The sequence below is a fragment of the Rhodococcus sp. NPDC003348 genome (assembly GCF_053589375.1).
Window position 1 is genome coordinate 38,734 of the sequence record NZ_JBSFRT010000033.1, and the last position, 16,299, is coordinate 55,032.

The following is a 16,299-nucleotide window of genomic DNA, read 5'->3' on the forward strand; positions in this document are numbered from 1 at the left end:
CGGGTGGAACGGATCACGGCGGTCCGGCCTTGTAGCCGACCCCCCTGACCGTGAGTACCACCTGCGGATTCTCCGGGTCTCGCTCCACCTTCGCGCGCAGTCGCTGCACGTGCACGTTGACCAGGCGGGTGTCGGCCGCATGCCGGTAGCCCCACACCTGTTCGAGCAGCACCTCACGGGTGAACACCTGCCGCGGCTTGCGGGCCAGGGCCACCAGCAGGTCGAACTCGAGCGGGGTCAGTGCGATCAGCTGCCCGTCCCGGGTCACCTTGTGCGCGGGAACGTCGATGTCGATGTCGGCGATCGACAGCAGTTCCGCCGGCTCCTCCTCGGTGCGGCGCAGGCGGGCGCGCACCCGCGCGACGAGTTCCTTCGGTTTGAAGGGCTTCATCACGTAGTCGTCGGCACCGGACTCGAGTCCGAGCACCACGTCGACGGTGTCGGTCTTCGCGGTCAACATCACGATCGGCACCCCGGAGTCGGCGCGCAGCACCCGGCAGACGTCGATGCCGTTCATCCCGGGCAGCATCAGGTCGAGCAACACCAGGTCCGGACGGATCTCCCGCACCGCGGTCAGCGCCTGGGTTCCGTCACCCACCACGAAGGGCTCGAATCCCTCCCCCCGCAGCACGATGGTGAGCATCTCGGCGAGCGCCGTGTCGTCGTCGACAACCAGAATGCGTGGCTTCATGTCTCTATCGTGTCACTCCGGACGCCGCGTGACACTGATTAGTGACATCGGCGGCGAGTTGTGTGGGATCGACGTCGGGGCCGACGACCGTCCACGGCGCGATCCAACCGCGCGCGGCGAGCCCGTCGTACACCTCCCCCGTGCGGGCCTGCAGCCCCCCGTCGCGCTCGTAGGCGTCACGCTTCCGGTCCGCCTCGACTCCGGCGCGATCCTTCGCACGCTGGGCGGCCAGCTCGACGGGAACCCTCAGCAGCACCTGCCGGTCCGGCCGGGGTAGCCCGAAGCGACCGAACTCGAGTTCCTCGATCCAGGCGACCTCGGGACCGTCGGCGCCCTGGTGTTTGCGGGCCGCCGTGTAGGCAGCGTTCGACGCGACGTAGCGGTCGAGCAGCACGATGTCGTGGGTGGCGATCAGTTCCCGCAGTTCGTCGGCGGCCTCGCGGCGGTCGAGCGCCCACAGCAACGCCATCGCGTTGACGCTCTCGGCGGTGTCCCCGTGGCCGCCGTGCAGAGCCTCGGCGCCGAGGTCGGCGCAGGCGGAGACGCCGTAGCGAGGAAAGGCCAGCGTGGCGACCGTGCAACCGTCCGCTCGCCACGCGGCAACGAGGGCATTCGACAGCGTCCGCTTCCCGGCACCGTCGAGCCCTTCCAAAGCGATCAGGATTCCCACGATCGCCACAATATGCGCTGCCGCGCCGGTGAGTGAATTTCTCCCCCGGAGGGGACCCGGTCGGGGTGAAACTCACTCACCGGGCGCCAGGCGCGAAGCGCAGCGGAGCCGCCCCTCCGCGCAGGCGCGAAGCGCAGCGGAGCCGCCCCTCGGTACAGGCGGCGGAGCCGCTAGTACCGGTAGTGCTCGGGCTTGTACGGGCCCTCGACGTCGACGCCGATGTACTCGGCCTGATCCTTGGTCAGCTTGGTGATCGAGCCGCCGAGCGCCTCGACGTGGATCCGCGCGACCTTCTCGTCGAGGTGCTTGGGCAGGCGGTACACCTCGTTGTCGTACTCGTCCGGCTTGGTCCACAGCTCGATCTGGGCGATGACCTGGTTCGAGAAGCTGTTGCTCATCACGAACGACGGGTGGCCGGTGGCGTTGCCGAGGTTCAGCAGCCGACCCTCGGACAGCACGATGATCGACTTGCCGGACTCGAAGGTCCACTGGTCGACCTGCGGCTTGATGTTCAGCCGCGTCGCGCCCGAACGCTCCAGGCCGGCCATGTCGATCTCGTTGTCGAAGTGACCGATGTTGCCCAGGATCGCCTGGTCCTTCATCGCCTTCATGTGGTCGAGCAGGATGATGTCCTTGTTGCCCGTCGAGGTGATGACGATGTCGGCGTTGCCGATCGCCTCCTCGACGGTGACGACGTCGAAGCCGTCCATCAACGCCTGCAGGGCGTTGATCGGGTCGATCTCCGTGACCTGCACGCGCGCACCCTGACCGGCGAGCGACTCGGCACAGCCCTTACCGACGTCACCGTAGCCGCAGATCAGCGCCTTCTTGCCGCCGATCAGCACGTCGGTACCGCGGTTGATGCCGTCGAGCAGCGAGTGCCGGGTGCCGTACTTGTTGTCGAACTTGCTCTTGGTGACCGAGTCGTTGACGTTGATGGCGGGGAACGACAGCTCACCGGCCGCGGCGACCTGGTACAGGCGCAGCACGCCGGTGGTGGTCTCCTCGGTGACGCCCTTCACGGACTCCGCGATCGCGGTCCACTTCGACTTGTCGGCCTCGAGGGACTTGCGCAGCAGCGCGAGGAACACCTTGTACTCGTCGGAGTCGTGCTCGTCGTCGGTCGGCGGGACAACGCCTGCCTTCTCGAACTGCGCACCCTTGAGCACGAGCATGGTGGCGTCGCCGCCGTCGTCGAGGATCATGTTCGCGGGCTCGCCCGGCCACGTGAGCATCTGCTCGGCCGCCCACCAGTACTCCTCGAGGGTCTCGCCCTTCCACGCGAAGACCGGGGTGCCCTTGGGCTCCTCCGGCGTGCCGTGCGGGCCGACGACGATCGCCGCGGCCGCGTGGTCCTGGGTGGAGAAGATGTTGCACGACGCCCAGCGCACCTCGGCGCCGAGCGCGGTGAGGGTCTCGATCAGGACGGCGGTCTGGATGGTCATGTGCAGCGACCCGGAGATCCGGGCGCCCTTGAGCGGGAGAACCTCGGCGTACTCGCGGCGCAGCGCCATCAGGCCCGGCATCTCGTGCTCCGCGAGGCGGATCTCCTTGCGGCCGAACTCGGCGAGCGAGAGGTCCGCCACCTTGAAGTCGATACCGTTGCGGCTGTCCGCCACGAGCTTGTTCTCAGACACGCTGGTCGTCATCTGCCTCTCCTGGTTGGCAATATCTCCGATAGAGGCTATCGGTAGGTGCCGGACTACTGGTACTGCGAGGCAGGCATGATCGCCTCGACGAACGGCGTGAACACCCGGGCCAGCTCGTCGGCGACGTCGCGGTCCGATTCCGGTGGCATCGAGATGTAGCTGATCGCCAGCCGCGCGATCCCCCGCCCGAGGATCGCCGCGTCCGCCTCCGACGCCTGCACCCAGCTGCGCCGGAAGGTCTCCGCGAGCCGTGTGGCGGCGCGATCGATCAACGGCGCGCTGTCGGTGGTGATCAGGCGGAGCAGGTCCGGCTTGGCCTCTCCGGTGAGCAGTGACCGCACCAGCGGGTCGGCTGCGGACTGCCGGAAGAAGTTCGTGAAGCCCATGATCAGTGCCTCACGGGGCCGGCCGACGTTCGAGTACACGGCGTCGTCTACGGCGCCGACGAAGGTGTCGGCGAGCGCGAGTGCATAGGCCGCGGCGAGGCCCTGACGGGACTTGAACTCGTTGTAGAGCGTCTGCCGGCTCACCCCCGCCGCCGCGGCGACGTCGGTCATGGTGATCTCCGGCCAGTCCTTCGCGGTGAGCAGCTCCCGCATCGACCCGAGCACCGATTCCCGCAGGAGGGTGCGGGTGGCCTGCTGGTACGGGATTCGGGACGACGGCGCCATGGTGGCGAGGGTGGCATTCGGCCGGTGGCGCGTCAACGAGGCGCACCCGGCCGTGACGGGCGCCACAGCCACCTCGGCCGGATCCGGGCGGATCCGGCCCCCGGCCGGGTGTTCCGCACCGACGCCGGGACACTCACGGCCGGGCGACCTCCTCCATGTAGAAGTCGGCCTTGGCCGCGCCGCAGTCGGGGCAGCTCCAGTCGTCGGGAATGTCCTCCCACCGGGTGCCGGGCGCGATGCCGTCCTCGGGCCAGCCCAGTTCCTCGTCGTACTCGAATCCGCACTGGACGCAGCGGTACAGCTTCATGGCAGCTTCCCCTTCACGACGTCTTCCTCTCGAAGTCGATCTTCTCGCGTACACCACAGTCGGGGCAGCACCAGTCGTCAGGCACGTCGCCCCAAACCGTTCCCGCCGGGAACCCCTCCCGCGCAGCACCTTTCACCTCGTCGTAGACGTAGTCGCAGACGGGACACACGTAGGCGGCCATCTCACGCCACCCCGTATCGGGCGTGAACCTTCGCGCGCTTGGACGGCTGGACGTTCACCCTGGCGATGTCACCGTCGTAGTGGGAGAGCACACGATGATCCATGACGCGCCGCCAGACGGGCGGAAAGTAGGCGAGGGTGATCATGCTCGCGTAGCCGCTGGGCAGGTTCGGTGCACCGTCCATGCTGCGCAGCGTCTGGTAGCGCCGCGTGGGATTCGCGTGATGGTCACTGTGGCGCTGCAGGTGGTACAGGAAGATGTTGGTGCAGATGTGGTCCGAGTTCCAGCTGTGTTCCGGGGTGCACCGCTCGTAGCGTCCACTCGCGGTCCTCTGACGCAGAAGTCCGTAGTGCTCCAGGTAGTTGACCGTCTCGAGCAGCGAGAAGCCGTACACGCCCTGAATCACCAGGAACGGCAGCACCTCCCAGCCGAAGCCGGCGACCAGGCCACCCCAGAGCGCCACCGACATCAGCCAGGCGTTGAGCACGTCGTTACGAATCGTCCACGGCCCCTTGCCGAGTCGATGCAGTCGCGCCTTCTCCAGCTCCCAGGACGATCGCAGGCTGCCCCACACGCTGCGCGGCAGGAAGGCCCAGAAGGTCTCGCCGAATCGCGCACTGGCCGGATCCTCGGGCGTGGACACCCGCACGTGGTGGCCGCGGTTGTGCTCGATGTAGAAGTGCCCGTAGAAGGTCTGCGCGAGAGTGATCTTCGACAGCCACCGCTCCAGGTCGTCCTTCTTGTGACCGAGTTCGTGGGCGGTGTTGATGCCGATGCCACCCATCACGCCGATGCTCAGCGCGAGGCCGATCTTCGACACCAGCCCGAGCCCGCCCTCGATGCCGAGCCAGCCCAGGTTCTCGGACGTCCACAGGTAGCAGGCGAACACCAGGCTGGCGAGCTGGAAGGGGATGTAGACGTAGGTGCAGTACCGGTAGTAGCGGTCGTTCTCGAGCCGCTCCATGACCTCTTCGGGCGGATTCTGTCCGTCCGGACCGAAGAAGATGTCGAGCACCGGCAGCAGCCCGTACACGAGGATCGGCCCGATCCACCACCAGACCGGGGACACCGCCGTCCAGCCGAGTTCGTTGAAACCCCACACCAGCGCGGCCGCCAGGAAGACGGCGGTCGGCGGGACGAGACCCAGCAACCACAGGTGACGCTTCTTGTCCCGCCACTGCGCGGGGGCCTGCTCCCCCGCTTCGGATTGCACCCTCACGACTTCCTCCCGTTCACCACGCCACCCTGTGAGTCACACCACCTTTCGTTGGACAATATGCGCCATATTGTCCCGTGTCTAGACATTTGGATCGTTTTGTAAACGCACCTGGGCCGCACAGACCTGGACAGCGGGGCGCAGCACAGCGCCACGAAGCGACAGGAAGCCAACCGTCGTGACACACCGGTGTCCCGATCGCGCAGCCCGCGATCCGAGCCCGCGACGCAGCCGGCCCCGGAGACGTGCGGCTATCGGCCCCGATGCCTCGGTTCGTCCGGACCGCCGAGGTGGTCGAGCGCCTCCGCTTCCAGCCCGGGCTGCGGCCGCTGGCGCTTCCCGACCAGCGAGTGCCGGTAGCCGTAGCCGAAGTACACGACCACGCCGATCGCCATCCAGACCACGAACCGGATCCACGTCTCGACGGACAGGTTCAGCATCAGCCACAGGCAGGCGAGCACGGCCAGGATCGGGATCAGCGGGACGAACGGCACCCGGAACCCGCGCGGCAGGTCGGGCCGGGTCCGGCGAAGGATGACGACACCGATGCAGACGAGCACGAAGGCGAACAGGGTGCCGATGTTGACCATCTCCTCGAGGGTGCCCATCGGGAAGAACGCCGCGAGCGCGCCGGAGATCACACCGACGATGACGGTGATGCGGACCGGGGTGCCGTGCTTGCCGGTATGGGAGAGCGGCCGCGGCAGCAACCCGTCGCGCGACATCGCGAACGCCACCCGGGTCTGGCCGAGCAGCATCACCATCACCACGGTGGTCAGTCCGGCGAGGGCGCCGAGGTTGATCACCCACTGCGCCCACGTGATGCCGTGGGCCTCGAATGCCGTCGCCAGTGTCGAACTGTCACCGGCCAGTGCCGTGTAGGGCACCATGCCCGTCAGGACCAGCGTCACCGCCACGTACAGGACGGTGACGATCGCCAGCGAGCCGAGAATGCCGCGCGGCAATGCCTTTTGCGGGTTCTTCGTCTCCTCGGCCGTGGTGGCGACCACGTCGAACCCGATGAAGGCGAAGAACACCAGCGACGCGGCGGCGAGCAGGCCGTACCAGCCGAAGGTGCTGCCACCCGCTCCGGTGATGAACGAGAACAGGGACTGGTGGATGCCCTCCCCCGTCTCACCGGGCTGCGACGGCGGAATGTACGGCGAGTAGTTCGAGCCGGTGATGAAGAACGCGCCGACGATGATCACCAGCAGCACCACGCCGACCTTGATCGCGGTGATCGCGGCGGAAACCCGCGAGGACAGTTTGGTGCCGGTCACGAGCAGTCCGGTCAGCGCCGCGATCAGCAGGACCGCGCCCCAGTCGAATTTGACGGCGCCGATCTTCACCACGGTCGACTCGACACCGAGGACGTCCGCGAGGTACAGCGACCACCCCTTCGCCACCACCGACGCGGCGAGGGCGAACTCGAGGATCAGGTCCCAGCCGATGATCCAGGCGATGAACTCCCCGAACGTCGCGTACGAGAACGTGTACGCGCTGCCCGCGACCGGGAGCGTCGACGCGAACTCCGCGTAGCAGAGGGCGGCGAGACCGCAGGTGATCGCTGCGAGCACGAACGCGAGCGACACCGACGGCCCCGCGACGTTGCCCGCGGTCCGCGCGGTGAGCGTGAAGATGCCGGCACCGACCACGACGGCCACACCGAACACGGTCAGGTCCCACGCCGTCAGATCCTTGCGGAGTTTGCTGTCCGGCTCGTCGGTGTCGGCGATCGACTGCTCCACCGACTTCGTCCGGAACAGGCCGGCGCGCCGGCCTCCGCTGCCGCCCGATCCCTCGTGCACTGTCATCGCTGCCTCCTCGACAGGGGTACCGAGTGAGCCTATTGCGCCCGCGGGCCCGGGCCGCGAATTTCGCGGGCGCCGGTCGGCGTCGATTCGGCATCGCCCGTCGCGACCGCGCCCGCGGCCGACGCCGACGCGACTACTGCGTGACGACCCGGTACAGGTCCGGCTGCAGGTGAATCATCCGCACAATGGGCACGCCGCGCGCACGCGCGCCTCGACCTCTTCGATCGCCCATGACATCACCGGCGTCGGCACCGGGCAGCGGTGTCCTCCAGCAGCGCCGGTCAGCCGACGGTGGCGCCGAACACCTGCGCCGGTGCTCCCGCGTCCGTCGACCGCACCGTGACCGTCGGATCCGATGCGGCGATCCAGGCCGACTCGCCCCGGTCGAGAACCAGGGACTCACCACCGCAGCGGAGTGCGACGGATCCGGACGTGCACAGCAGGATTCGAGGCCCGGCCTGTTTCAGATCGACGCTCGGCGCCTCCGGCGTCAACTCGATCCGAGCCAGGGCGAACTCGGGAGCAGGCGTGTCGTAGACCAGCACGGGCTCCGCCGGGTCCACGGTGGAGGCGGTGCGGGCCGGGCCGGTCAGCGGCTCGAAGTCCAGCACCCGCAACAACTCGGGCACGTCGACGTGTTTCGGGGTCAGCCCGCCACGCAGCACGTTGTCGGAGTTGGCCATCACCTCGACGCCGAGTCCGTGCAGGTAGGCGTGCAGGTTGCCGGCGGCCAGGTACAACCCCTCCCCGGGTTCGAGGGTGATCCGGTTCAGCAGCATCGACGCGAGCACCCCGGCGTCGCCGGGATACGACTCGCCGAGCTCGAGCACCGTCTGCACTTCACGCGCGTACACCCGCGGGGCCGACGGGTCGGACAGGTACCGCACGCAGCCCTCGAGGATCTGCGGCAGCAACGCACCCAGGGCCGGCGGCGGCAGGGTGATCCACGTGGTGAACAGCGCCCGCAGTCCCGACGAATCCGGTTGCCCCTCGAGCAGTGCGATGTAGTGCTCGAGCGCGGGCACGTCGAGCGCCCGCAACAGGTCGACCGTGCGGTGCGGGTCCCGGAACCCGGCGAGTGCCTCGAACCGGGTCAGGGCCACAACGAGTTCCGGCTTGTGGCTGTCGTCGCGGTAGTTCCGCACCGGCGAGTCCAGCGGAATCCCGGCGGCCTCCTCACGGCTGAACCCCTCCTTCGCCTGCGCGGCGCTCGGATGCGCCTGCAACGACAGTGGCTCCTCCGCGGCGAGCAGTTTGAGCAGGAACGGCAGCCGGTCCCCGAATCCTGCCCTGGCCCGGTCCCCGAGCTGGCCGTCCGGGTCGTCGGCGATGGCGTCGAGCAACGACACCGTGCCGTCACCGACCCTCAGGCGGGACGGATTCGCGGGATGGGCACCGAGCCACAGCTCGGCTTCCGGATGGTTGGACGGGACCGGCCGGCCGCACAGTTCGGCGATCGCGGTGCGCGATCCCCAGGCGTAGGTGCGGAGCGCGCCCTGCAGGAGATGCACTTATCGCCCGCCGATCAGCCGCAGGTACACAGCCGCCATTTCCAGCCGGACGGCCAACACCGCCAGCTGCTCCGTCTCGGTACGGTCCCCCTGAGCGGAACCACTCGCGGCCCGACCCGTCATCTCACGATCACCCGTTCCGATTTCATCGACTTCCTCCGCAGTCGACAGCACCTCCGCGTCGGGAAGCACCGCGACTCTCCGCATCGTCACGTTCCGCGACTGCGATGTGGCCAGGACGAACACCCGTGCCGGGGTCACCGGAGACGGGCCGTCCAGCTCCTCGTCATGGAAGAGCGGGTCGTATCCGGGCGGCACGTCGCCGGTCCCGGACAGCAGCGCCGCGGACGCCACCACGTCCGCCAGGTCGGCGGCGGTCGCGGTCACCCCCGCCGTGCCGAGCAACATGTCGGTGCCGTGGCCGGCGAATGCGGTCGTCGCAGGCCCGTCGCCCGCGAGCACCACGCGGCGGCCCTGAAAACGCACCGCGAGCGACTTCGCCGGGTTGTGGAACACCTCCGCCGACGGATGGTTGCGGGCGGCCTCCGCGTCGAGGCGGTCGGCGAGGTCCGCGAGATCCGGCAGCTGCGCACCCCGGCCGGTGTCGAGGGCTCCGAGAACCCCGAGACCGCCCGCCAGGTACCGGAGGAAGCCGTGCCGGTCGGGCACGGGCACGCGCGGCGCGAGGATCGTTCCCCGCCCGGCCGCCGCACCGAGCGGTCCCTCCGCGCGGGCCACCACCACCAGTTCCGCCCCGCGGCGCAGGGCGGAATCGGCGGCGGCGACCAGGCGTGGATCGGCGGCGTCGTCACCGGCCACGACCACGACGTCCAGCGATCCGACCCACGGCGGGACCGTGGACAACTGCACGATCGGCAGCCCGAACTGCGGCCCGACGGAAGCGACGAGCACGGACGCGGCCCGGGCCGCGCGCCCACCCGAGGTCACCAGCACGACGCTGCGCGGACGCAGATCCCGGAGCCGGTCGAGGACCCCCTCGGTCACGGATTCGGCCACCGACCTGACCTGGGCTCCGCCCAGTGCCGCGGCGCGCATCGCACCCTCGGTGTCGGCGGCGGCGAGACCCGCGGCGTCATCGAGATCGAGAAGGGGTGACGGAGCCGTCATGGCAACCTTCCTTTCTCGCAACCGCTCAGGACTCTCGCAACCGCAGGGGACTCGGCCCATGAGCATTGCCCGACCCGACCATTCTCGCACTGCCGGGACCGCAGGTGTGTCCTCCTCAACGCGTACTCGTCTCGCTCGCCTCGCTCAGGCGCGCACCACCGCGAGCACCTCGGCGACGATGGCGTCGACCTCGGCACCGGTGCGGGCCTCGACGTTCAGGCGCAGTAGCGGCTCGGTGTTCGACGCGCGCAGGTTGAACCAGGCACCGTCGCCGAGTTCCACCGTCACGCCGTCGAGGTGGTCGACGGATGTGGTGCGGTCGGCGAACGCCGCGAGCACGGCCTCGGTGCGCTCGCCGGCATCGGCGACGGTCGAGTTGATCTCCCCGGATGCCGCGTACCGGTTGTAGCCGGCCATCAGCTCCGACAGTGGCTTGTCCTGCTCGCCGAGCGCGGCCAGCACGTGCAGTGCGGCGAGCATGCCGGAGTCGGCGCCCCAGAAGTCACGGAAGTAGTAGTGCGCGGAGTGCTCGCCGCCGAACACCGCGCCGGTCTCGGCCATCTGCTGCTTGATGAACGAGTGGCCGACGCGCGTGCGGACCGGGGTGCCACCGAGTTCGGTCACCAGTTCGGGCACCGCACGCGACGTGATCAGGTTGTGAATGACGGTGGCGCCCGGCTCCTTTGCCAGTTCGCGTTCGGCGACGAGCGCCGTGACCGCGGACGGCGACACCGGGTTGCCCAGTTCGTCGACGACGAAGCAGCGGTCGGCGTCCCCGTCGAACGCCAGCCCGATGTCGGCGCCGGTCGCGAGCACGTGCGCCTGCAGGTCGACCAGGTTCTTCGGGTCGAGCGGGTTGGCCTCGTGGTTGGGGAAGGTGCCGTCGAGCTCGAAGTACAGCGGCTCGATCGTCAGGGGAAGCGAGCCGAGGACGGCCGGGACGGTGTGCCCGCCCATGCCGTTGCCTGCGTCGGCGGCCACGGTCAGTGGACGGATCGCCGACAGGTTCACCAGGCCGCGCAGGAACTCGGCATAGTCGCCGAGCACGTCACGTTCGGTGACCGTGCCCGGCGTTCCGTCGTAGCCGGGCACTCCGGCGATGACCTCGTCCGAGATGGTGCCGAGCCCGGTGTCCTGGCCGACGGGCTTCGCTCCGGCGCGGCACAACTTGATTCCGTTGTAGCGGGCGGGATTGTGGCTGGCGGTGAACATCGCACCCGGGCAGTCGAGCAGTCCCGACGCGAAGTACAGCTCGTCGGTGGACGCGAGCCCGATGAGTACCACGTCGAGCCCCTGGGCGTTGACCCCCTCGGCGAACACCTTTGCCAGGTCCGGCGAGGACGCCCGCATGTCGTGTCCGATCACGATTCGGGTGGCCTGCTGGGTCGGGTCGTTGCGCATCAGGCGAGCGAACGCACCGGCCACGTCCCGCACGAAGTCGCTGTCGAGTTGTTCCCCGACGACACCGCGGACGTCGTATGCCTTGATGAGGGCATGGACGGTTTCGGCGCTTCGTGCCACTGCAGATTCTCCTCGGTTCTTCGACTCGGCTCGGTCATCGCGGTACGCGGTCGCGCGCGGGTTGCCGAGGGCGTACCCCGATCACCCTAGTGCCACGCGGCCCGCTTCCGCCCCACCGTCGATCACGACCGTGGGTGCGCGACAGCGATCCGCAGGATCGTCAGTTACCCGGGTCGGGCAATACTCGCAGGTGACCGCGACGACCGGTGCGGGTCGTGGTCGGTGCCGGAGCGGACCGATCGCCGGAGACCGAGTCACCACGTTCGCCGCGGCCGGCCTCCCGAACCGCCTCGGCGAGCGCCGTCAGGTCGTCCTCGTCGGGGGTCGAACTGGAGAACCCGCCCTCGTACCGGACCAGTTCCCAGCCCTTCGGTGCGGTGATCCTGGACGCGTGCGACTCGCACAGGTCCCAGGAGTGCGGCTCGTCGACGGTGGCGAGCGGCCCGACGACGGCGGTGGAATCGGAATAGACGTACGTCAGGGTCGCAACGGCGGGGTTCTTGCACCCGGGCCGGCAGCATCGACGCAGTCCTCTCACGAATGAGAGGGTAGCGCCCCCGTCCCGCCGCGCCTACTCGGACACACCGAAGACACCCGGACGTCGGTAGCATCGACAGTTATGCGCAGAGCCCGACCACTGACTTCCCGTTCCGCGGCTCGGCGTGGTCGCGGGATTCGCGGGCCCGTGCTCCCACCCGGAGTGCCGGCCTGGCGCACCCGCGCGGAACAGTTCGACATGCTTGTCCTCGAGGCGTTCGCGCCGATCGATGCGCGCTGGCGCGAGCGCATGACGAAACTCGACATCGCCGTCGACGAGGTACCGAAAATCCGTGCACTGGACCCGGATTCGGTCACCTGGCCGCCGGAGGTGGTGGCGGAGGGCCCCGTGCCGCTGTCCCGCCTCGTACCGGCAGGCGTCGACCGGCACGGCAATGCGACGCGGGCGCGACTGGTGCTGTTCCGCCGACCGCTGGAACTGCGGGCCAAGCGTCCGGACGACCTCGTCGACCTGCTCAACGAGGTCCTCGTGCGGCAGGTCGCGACCTACCTCGGGGTGGACCCCGAGGTCATCGATCCCGACCTGTCCGACGACCAAGGCGATTGACGGTCGTCGGGTCGACGGTCGCGGGAAGCGAACGGCCGACCGAACGACGACGGCGCCAAGCACAACGACGGTGTCGAATCGGTGACGGCGCCGAAAAACACACGCGCCGAACCTCTTCGAGATCCGGCGCGCTAGATGATGCCCTTCTTGAGACGGCGGCGTTCTCTCTCCGAGAGTCCGCCCCAGATGCCGAAGCGCTCGTCGTTTGCCAGCGCGTACTCGAGGCATTCGTCGCGCACCTCGCAGCCGAGGCAGATGCGCTTCGCCTCCCGCGTCGATCCACCCTTCTCCGGGAAGAACGCCTCGGGATCGGTCTGCGCACACAGTGCGCGGTCCTGCCACTGATCCTCGACGGCATCGAACATCTCGTCGAAGCCGCCCACGATCAGGCTGAGCATCGGGCGATCGTGATTCCCTTCGCCCTCGGATCGGCGGACGTCCCCCATTACGTCTGCCATGGAATCGGTCTGCGGTTCGTCGCCAAGCGCGCTCAATCGAGTCATCGATCCTCCGTGCTGGTTGGCCATCCGTTCCGCCTCCTTCACCTTATTGTTAGCGCACTGTTATCTGCGCTGTTGAATTTTCCTCCCCGGCACAGCCTTTCCGCAGCTCCCGAACCACCCCTACACCAGCAGGAACAAATGTTCGAAAGCGGTTGACCACAATCCTTCTCGGATGGTCACCGCGAAATGACATACACGTGATTACACACGGACCATTCGGTCGGGTCAAGCCGAAAGATGATTTGCTAGCGACAACGCATCCGATCGCAACCTTCGGCAGATTCCCGCCCGTCAACAGCGTGTCGCCGCATATTCCCCGCCATCCCGCGGCCACCCGGAAAAATAACTGGACGCTTGTGTGGGGTGCGCCGCCCCCGCCCCGGGCCTCGACGCCTAGGCTCGTGGACTGTGAAGGTCACAGTTTTGGTGGGTGGAGTCGGCGGGGCACGCTTCCTGATGGGGGTGCGCAGCCTGCTCGGCCAATCGGTTGGCAATTCTGCAGCAAATGAGATCACCGCGGTCGTCAATGTGGGCGACGACGTGTGGATGCACGGACTGCGCATCTGCCCCGATCTCGACACCTGCATGTACACCCTCGGTGGTGGAATCGACCCCGAGCGGGGATGGGGTCACGTCGGCGAGACCTGGAACGCCAAGGAAGAACTCGCCGCCTACGGCGCGAAACCGGATTGGTTCGGCCTCGGCGACCGGGACATCGCCACCCACCTGATCCGGTCCCAGATGCTCCGCACCGGATACCCGCTGTCCGCGGTCACCGAGGCACTGTGCAACCGCTGGCAACCCGGCGTTCGACTGCTCCCGGTGACCGACGACCGCAGCGAGACCCATGTGGTGATCACCGATCCCGCCGACGGCGAGCAGCGGGCGATCCACTTCCAGGAGTGGTGGGTGCGGCACCGCGCCCAGGTCCCCACGCACAGCTTCGCCCACGTCGGCGCGGACGCCGCCACGCCGGCACCCGGGGTGCTCGAGGCACTCGAGGACGCCGACGTCGTGCTGCTGGCCCCGTCCAACCCGGTGGTGAGCATCGGCGCGATCCTCGCGGTGCCCGGTATCCGCGGCGCGCTGCGCACGGGCCGCGCGAAGGTCGTCGGCCTCTCCCCCGTGATCGACGGCAAGCCGCTGCGAGGCATGGCAGACGAGTGCCTCGACGTGATCGGGGTCGAGACCTCCGCCGAGGCGGTGGGCCGGTACTACGGCGCGCGTTCGTCGACCGGCATCCTGGACGGCTGGCTGATCCACGACACCGACACCGCCGAGGTGCCGGGTGTCGAGGTTCGGGCCGTGCCGCTGCTGATGACCGACCCTGAGGCGACGGCCGAGATGGCGCGCGCAGCACTGAAGCTGGCCGGAGTGGACCTGTGAGCACCGACCACGGCACCAACGGAATGGTCGCCGACCACGGCGTGAACGGGGCGATCGACGACCACGGGGCGAGCGCGGGAATCGAGATCCTGCCCGTGCCGGGGCTGCCGGAGTTCCGGCCCGGCGACGACCTCGCGACCGCCCTTGCGGGCGCGGCGCCGTGGCTCGTGGACGGCGATGTGCTGGTGGTCACCAGCAAGATCGTCTCGAAGGTCGAGGGCCGAATCGTGGCCTCTCCCACCGACCCCGAGGAGCGCGACGCCGCGAGGCGCCTGCTGGTCGATCAGGAGGCGGTGCGGGTGCTGGCCCGCAAGGGCCGCACGCTGATCACCGAGAACCGCCTCGGCATCGTGCAGGCCGCCTCGGGCATCGACGGCTCCAACGTGCACCCGGCCGAACTCGCCCTGCTCCCGGAGGACCCGGACGCCAGCGCGCGGGCGTTGCGCGCGCGACTGGGCGAGCTGCTCGGGGTTCGGGTCGCGGTCGTGATCACCGACACGATGGGCCGGGCGTGGCGCAACGGGCAGACCGACGCGGCGATCGGATCGGCAGGCGTGCCCGTACTGCACGGGTACGCGGGATCGGTCGATGCCCAGGGCAACGAACTGATGGTCACCTCGGTCGCCGTCGCCGACGAACTCGCCGCCGCAGGTGATCTGGTGAAGGGCAAGACCGGCAGCATGCCGGTCGCGGTGGTGCGCGGACTGTCGCTGGGCGACGACGGGTCGAGCGCGTCGGACCTGATCCGGCGGGGCGAGGAGGACCTGTTCTGGCTCGGTGCGAACGAGGCGATCGAACGCGGCCGCGGCGAGGCCCTGCTGCTGCGTCGCTCGGTGCGCACCTTCGGTCCGGATCCCGTTGCACCCGAGCTGATCCAGGACTCCATCGCGGAGGCCTTGACGGCACCCGCCCCGCACCACACCCGGCCGGTGCGGTTCGTCTGGATACGCACCGGCGAGGTGCGGCTGCGGCTGCTGAACGCGATGCGCGAGAGATGGCGCGCGGACCTCACAGCGGACGGGTTGAGCGAGCAGGCGATCAGCACACGGCTCGACCGCGGCAAGATCCTGTTCGACGCCCCGGAGCTGGTGATCCCGTTCTGCGTTCCGGACGGTGCGCACAGCTACCCGGACGCCGCGCGCACCGCGGCCGAGCAGACGATGTTCACCGTCGCCGCCGGCGCCGCTGTGCAGGGACTACTGGTTGCGTTGGCCACCAGGGGAATCGGCAGCTGCTGGATCGGGTCGACGATCTTCGCACCGGACCTGGTTCGTACCGAGCTGGGACTGGCCGACGACTGGCAGCCGCTCGGTTCGGTCGCGATCGGGCACCCGAACGAACCGCTGTCGCCGCGGCCTCCGGTCGTTCCCGGCGAGCTGCTGGTGGAGCTGTGACCGCACAGTCGCTGCACCGGTCGGCGCACGCGGCGCTGTCGCACTGGCAGACGCCGAACGAGGCCGACGAGTCGCTGCGGCACACGATGCTCGCGTTCCTCGACGCCGCCCCGTTGGGGTGTCTGCGCGAACACGAGCCGGGTCACATCACCGCGTCGTCGCTGGTGCTCTCCGAGGACGGCACTCAGGTGCTGCTGACGCTGCATCCCAAGGTGGGCAGGTGGATTCAGCTCGGTGGGCACTGTGAGCCCGGCGACGAGACGGTGGTCGACGCGGCGCTGCGCGAGGCCACCGAGGAGTCCGGGATCGACGGCCTGCGCATCGAACCGGCGTTGTTGTCCGCGCACACCCATCCGATCACCTGCTCGCTCGGCAAGCCGACCCGGCACCTGGATCTGCGATTCCTGGTGTGGGCGCCGGTCGGCGCCGAGCCGGTGCGCAGCGAGGAGTCCGACGACCTGCGCTGGTGGCCCGTCGACGCCCTGCCCGACTCCGCCGAGCACGAGACGATCGACCACCTCGTCACGCTCGCCCGATCGCGGAGATAGACGC

At 68.9% G+C, this 16,299-nt stretch carries 17 protein-coding genes; 4 read left to right on the forward strand and 13 right to left on the reverse strand.

Annotated elements, in window-relative coordinates:
- Positions 1-13: 13 nt before the first annotated feature.
- The 12 genes from mtrA to ACWDU4_RS20415 form a co-directional block, all read right to left on the reverse strand.
- Positions 14-691, reverse strand: coding sequence for an MtrAB system response regulator MtrA (mtrA, locus tag ACWDU4_RS20360; RefSeq protein WP_450115729.1), 678 nt, complete (start codon positions 689-691; stop codon positions 14-16).
- Positions 692-695: 4 nt separating this feature from the next.
- Positions 696-1,361 (reverse strand): dTMP kinase, encoded by a 666-nt coding sequence (locus ACWDU4_RS20365; protein ID WP_450115730.1) that lies wholly within the window; start codon positions 1,359-1,361, stop codon positions 696-698.
- Positions 1,362-1,531: 170 nt separating this feature from the next.
- Entirely contained in the window at positions 1,532-3,010 is a 1,479-nt protein-coding gene (ahcY, locus tag ACWDU4_RS20370; RefSeq protein ID WP_450115731.1) for an adenosylhomocysteinase, read from the reverse strand.
- Positions 3,011-3,063: 53 nt separating this feature from the next.
- Positions 3,064-3,681: a TetR family transcriptional regulator gene (locus ACWDU4_RS20375; RefSeq protein ID WP_450115732.1), complete on the reverse strand. Its 618-nt coding sequence runs from the start codon at positions 3,679-3,681 to the stop codon at positions 3,064-3,066.
- Between the two features lie 133 nt (positions 3,682-3,814).
- The gene (locus tag ACWDU4_RS20380; RefSeq protein ID WP_387474511.1) at positions 3,815-3,988 is read right to left on the reverse strand and encodes a rubredoxin; all 174 of its coding nucleotides are present in this window, start codon (positions 3,986-3,988) and stop codon (positions 3,815-3,817) included.
- A gap of 13 nt (positions 3,989-4,001) precedes the next feature.
- Positions 4,002-4,169 carry a rubredoxin gene (locus tag ACWDU4_RS20385; RefSeq protein WP_450115733.1) on the reverse strand — a complete coding sequence of 56 codons (168 nt, stop codon included), beginning with the start codon at positions 4,167-4,169 and terminating at the stop codon, positions 4,002-4,004.
- A gap of 1 nt (position 4,170) precedes the next feature.
- Complete coding sequence (locus ACWDU4_RS20390; protein ID WP_450115760.1) at positions 4,171-5,382, reverse strand: alkane 1-monooxygenase; 1,212 nt, start codon at positions 5,380-5,382, stop codon at positions 4,171-4,173.
- A 254-nt stretch (positions 5,383-5,636) separates the two neighbouring features.
- Entirely contained in the window at positions 5,637-7,199 is a 1,563-nt protein-coding gene (locus tag ACWDU4_RS20395) for an amino acid permease (protein WP_450115734.1), read from the reverse strand.
- A 281-nt stretch (positions 7,200-7,480) separates the two neighbouring features.
- Positions 7,481-8,710, reverse strand: a complete 1,230-nt coding sequence (gene manA, locus ACWDU4_RS20400) for a mannose-6-phosphate isomerase, class I (RefSeq protein WP_450115735.1) — start codon at positions 8,708-8,710, stop codon at positions 7,481-7,483.
- Positions 8,711-9,838, reverse strand: a complete 1,128-nt coding sequence (locus ACWDU4_RS20405) for a tobH protein (protein ID WP_450115736.1) — start codon at positions 9,836-9,838, stop codon at positions 8,711-8,713. It lies immediately after the preceding gene.
- Positions 9,839-9,982: 144 nt separating this feature from the next.
- Positions 9,983-11,359, reverse strand: coding sequence for a phosphomannomutase/phosphoglucomutase (locus ACWDU4_RS20410; protein WP_450115737.1), 1,377 nt, complete (start codon positions 11,357-11,359; stop codon positions 9,983-9,985).
- 160 nt (positions 11,360-11,519) lie between these two features.
- Entirely contained in the window at positions 11,520-11,897 is a 378-nt protein-coding gene (locus tag ACWDU4_RS20415) for a DUF3499 domain-containing protein (RefSeq protein ID WP_450115738.1), read from the reverse strand.
- 81 nt (positions 11,898-11,978) lie between these two features.
- On the opposite strand from ACWDU4_RS20415, the gene ACWDU4_RS20420 reads away from it, so the two are divergent.
- The gene (locus ACWDU4_RS20420) at positions 11,979-12,464 is read left to right on the forward strand and encodes a metallopeptidase family protein (protein ID WP_450115739.1); all 486 of its coding nucleotides are present in this window, start codon (positions 11,979-11,981) and stop codon (positions 12,462-12,464) included.
- A 131-nt stretch (positions 12,465-12,595) separates the two neighbouring features.
- On the opposite strand, the gene ACWDU4_RS20425 is transcribed toward ACWDU4_RS20420, so the two are convergent.
- Positions 12,596-12,862: a WhiB family transcriptional regulator gene (locus ACWDU4_RS20425; protein WP_450115761.1), complete on the reverse strand. Its 267-nt coding sequence runs from the start codon at positions 12,860-12,862 to the stop codon at positions 12,596-12,598.
- A gap of 513 nt (positions 12,863-13,375) precedes the next feature.
- Between ACWDU4_RS20425 and cofD the strand changes: the two genes are divergently transcribed.
- From cofD to ACWDU4_RS20440, 3 genes are read left to right on the forward strand one after another with little or no spacing between them, the layout of a single operon-like run.
- A complete protein-coding gene (cofD, locus tag ACWDU4_RS20430; RefSeq protein ID WP_450115740.1) occupies positions 13,376-14,353 on the forward strand; it encodes a 2-phospho-L-lactate transferase in 978 nt (325 codons plus the stop codon).
- Positions 14,354-14,376: 23 nt separating this feature from the next.
- On the forward strand, positions 14,377-15,747 hold the full coding sequence (locus tag ACWDU4_RS20435; protein ID WP_450115762.1) for a coenzyme F420-0:L-glutamate ligase: 1,371 nt from the start codon (positions 14,377-14,379) through the stop codon (positions 15,745-15,747).
- Positions 15,744-16,295 (forward strand): NUDIX hydrolase, encoded by a 552-nt coding sequence (locus tag ACWDU4_RS20440; RefSeq protein ID WP_450115741.1) that lies wholly within the window; start codon positions 15,744-15,746, stop codon positions 16,293-16,295. The genes ACWDU4_RS20435 and ACWDU4_RS20440 overlap by 4 nt, the downstream gene beginning before the upstream one ends.
- Positions 16,296-16,299 lie beyond the last annotated feature (4 nt).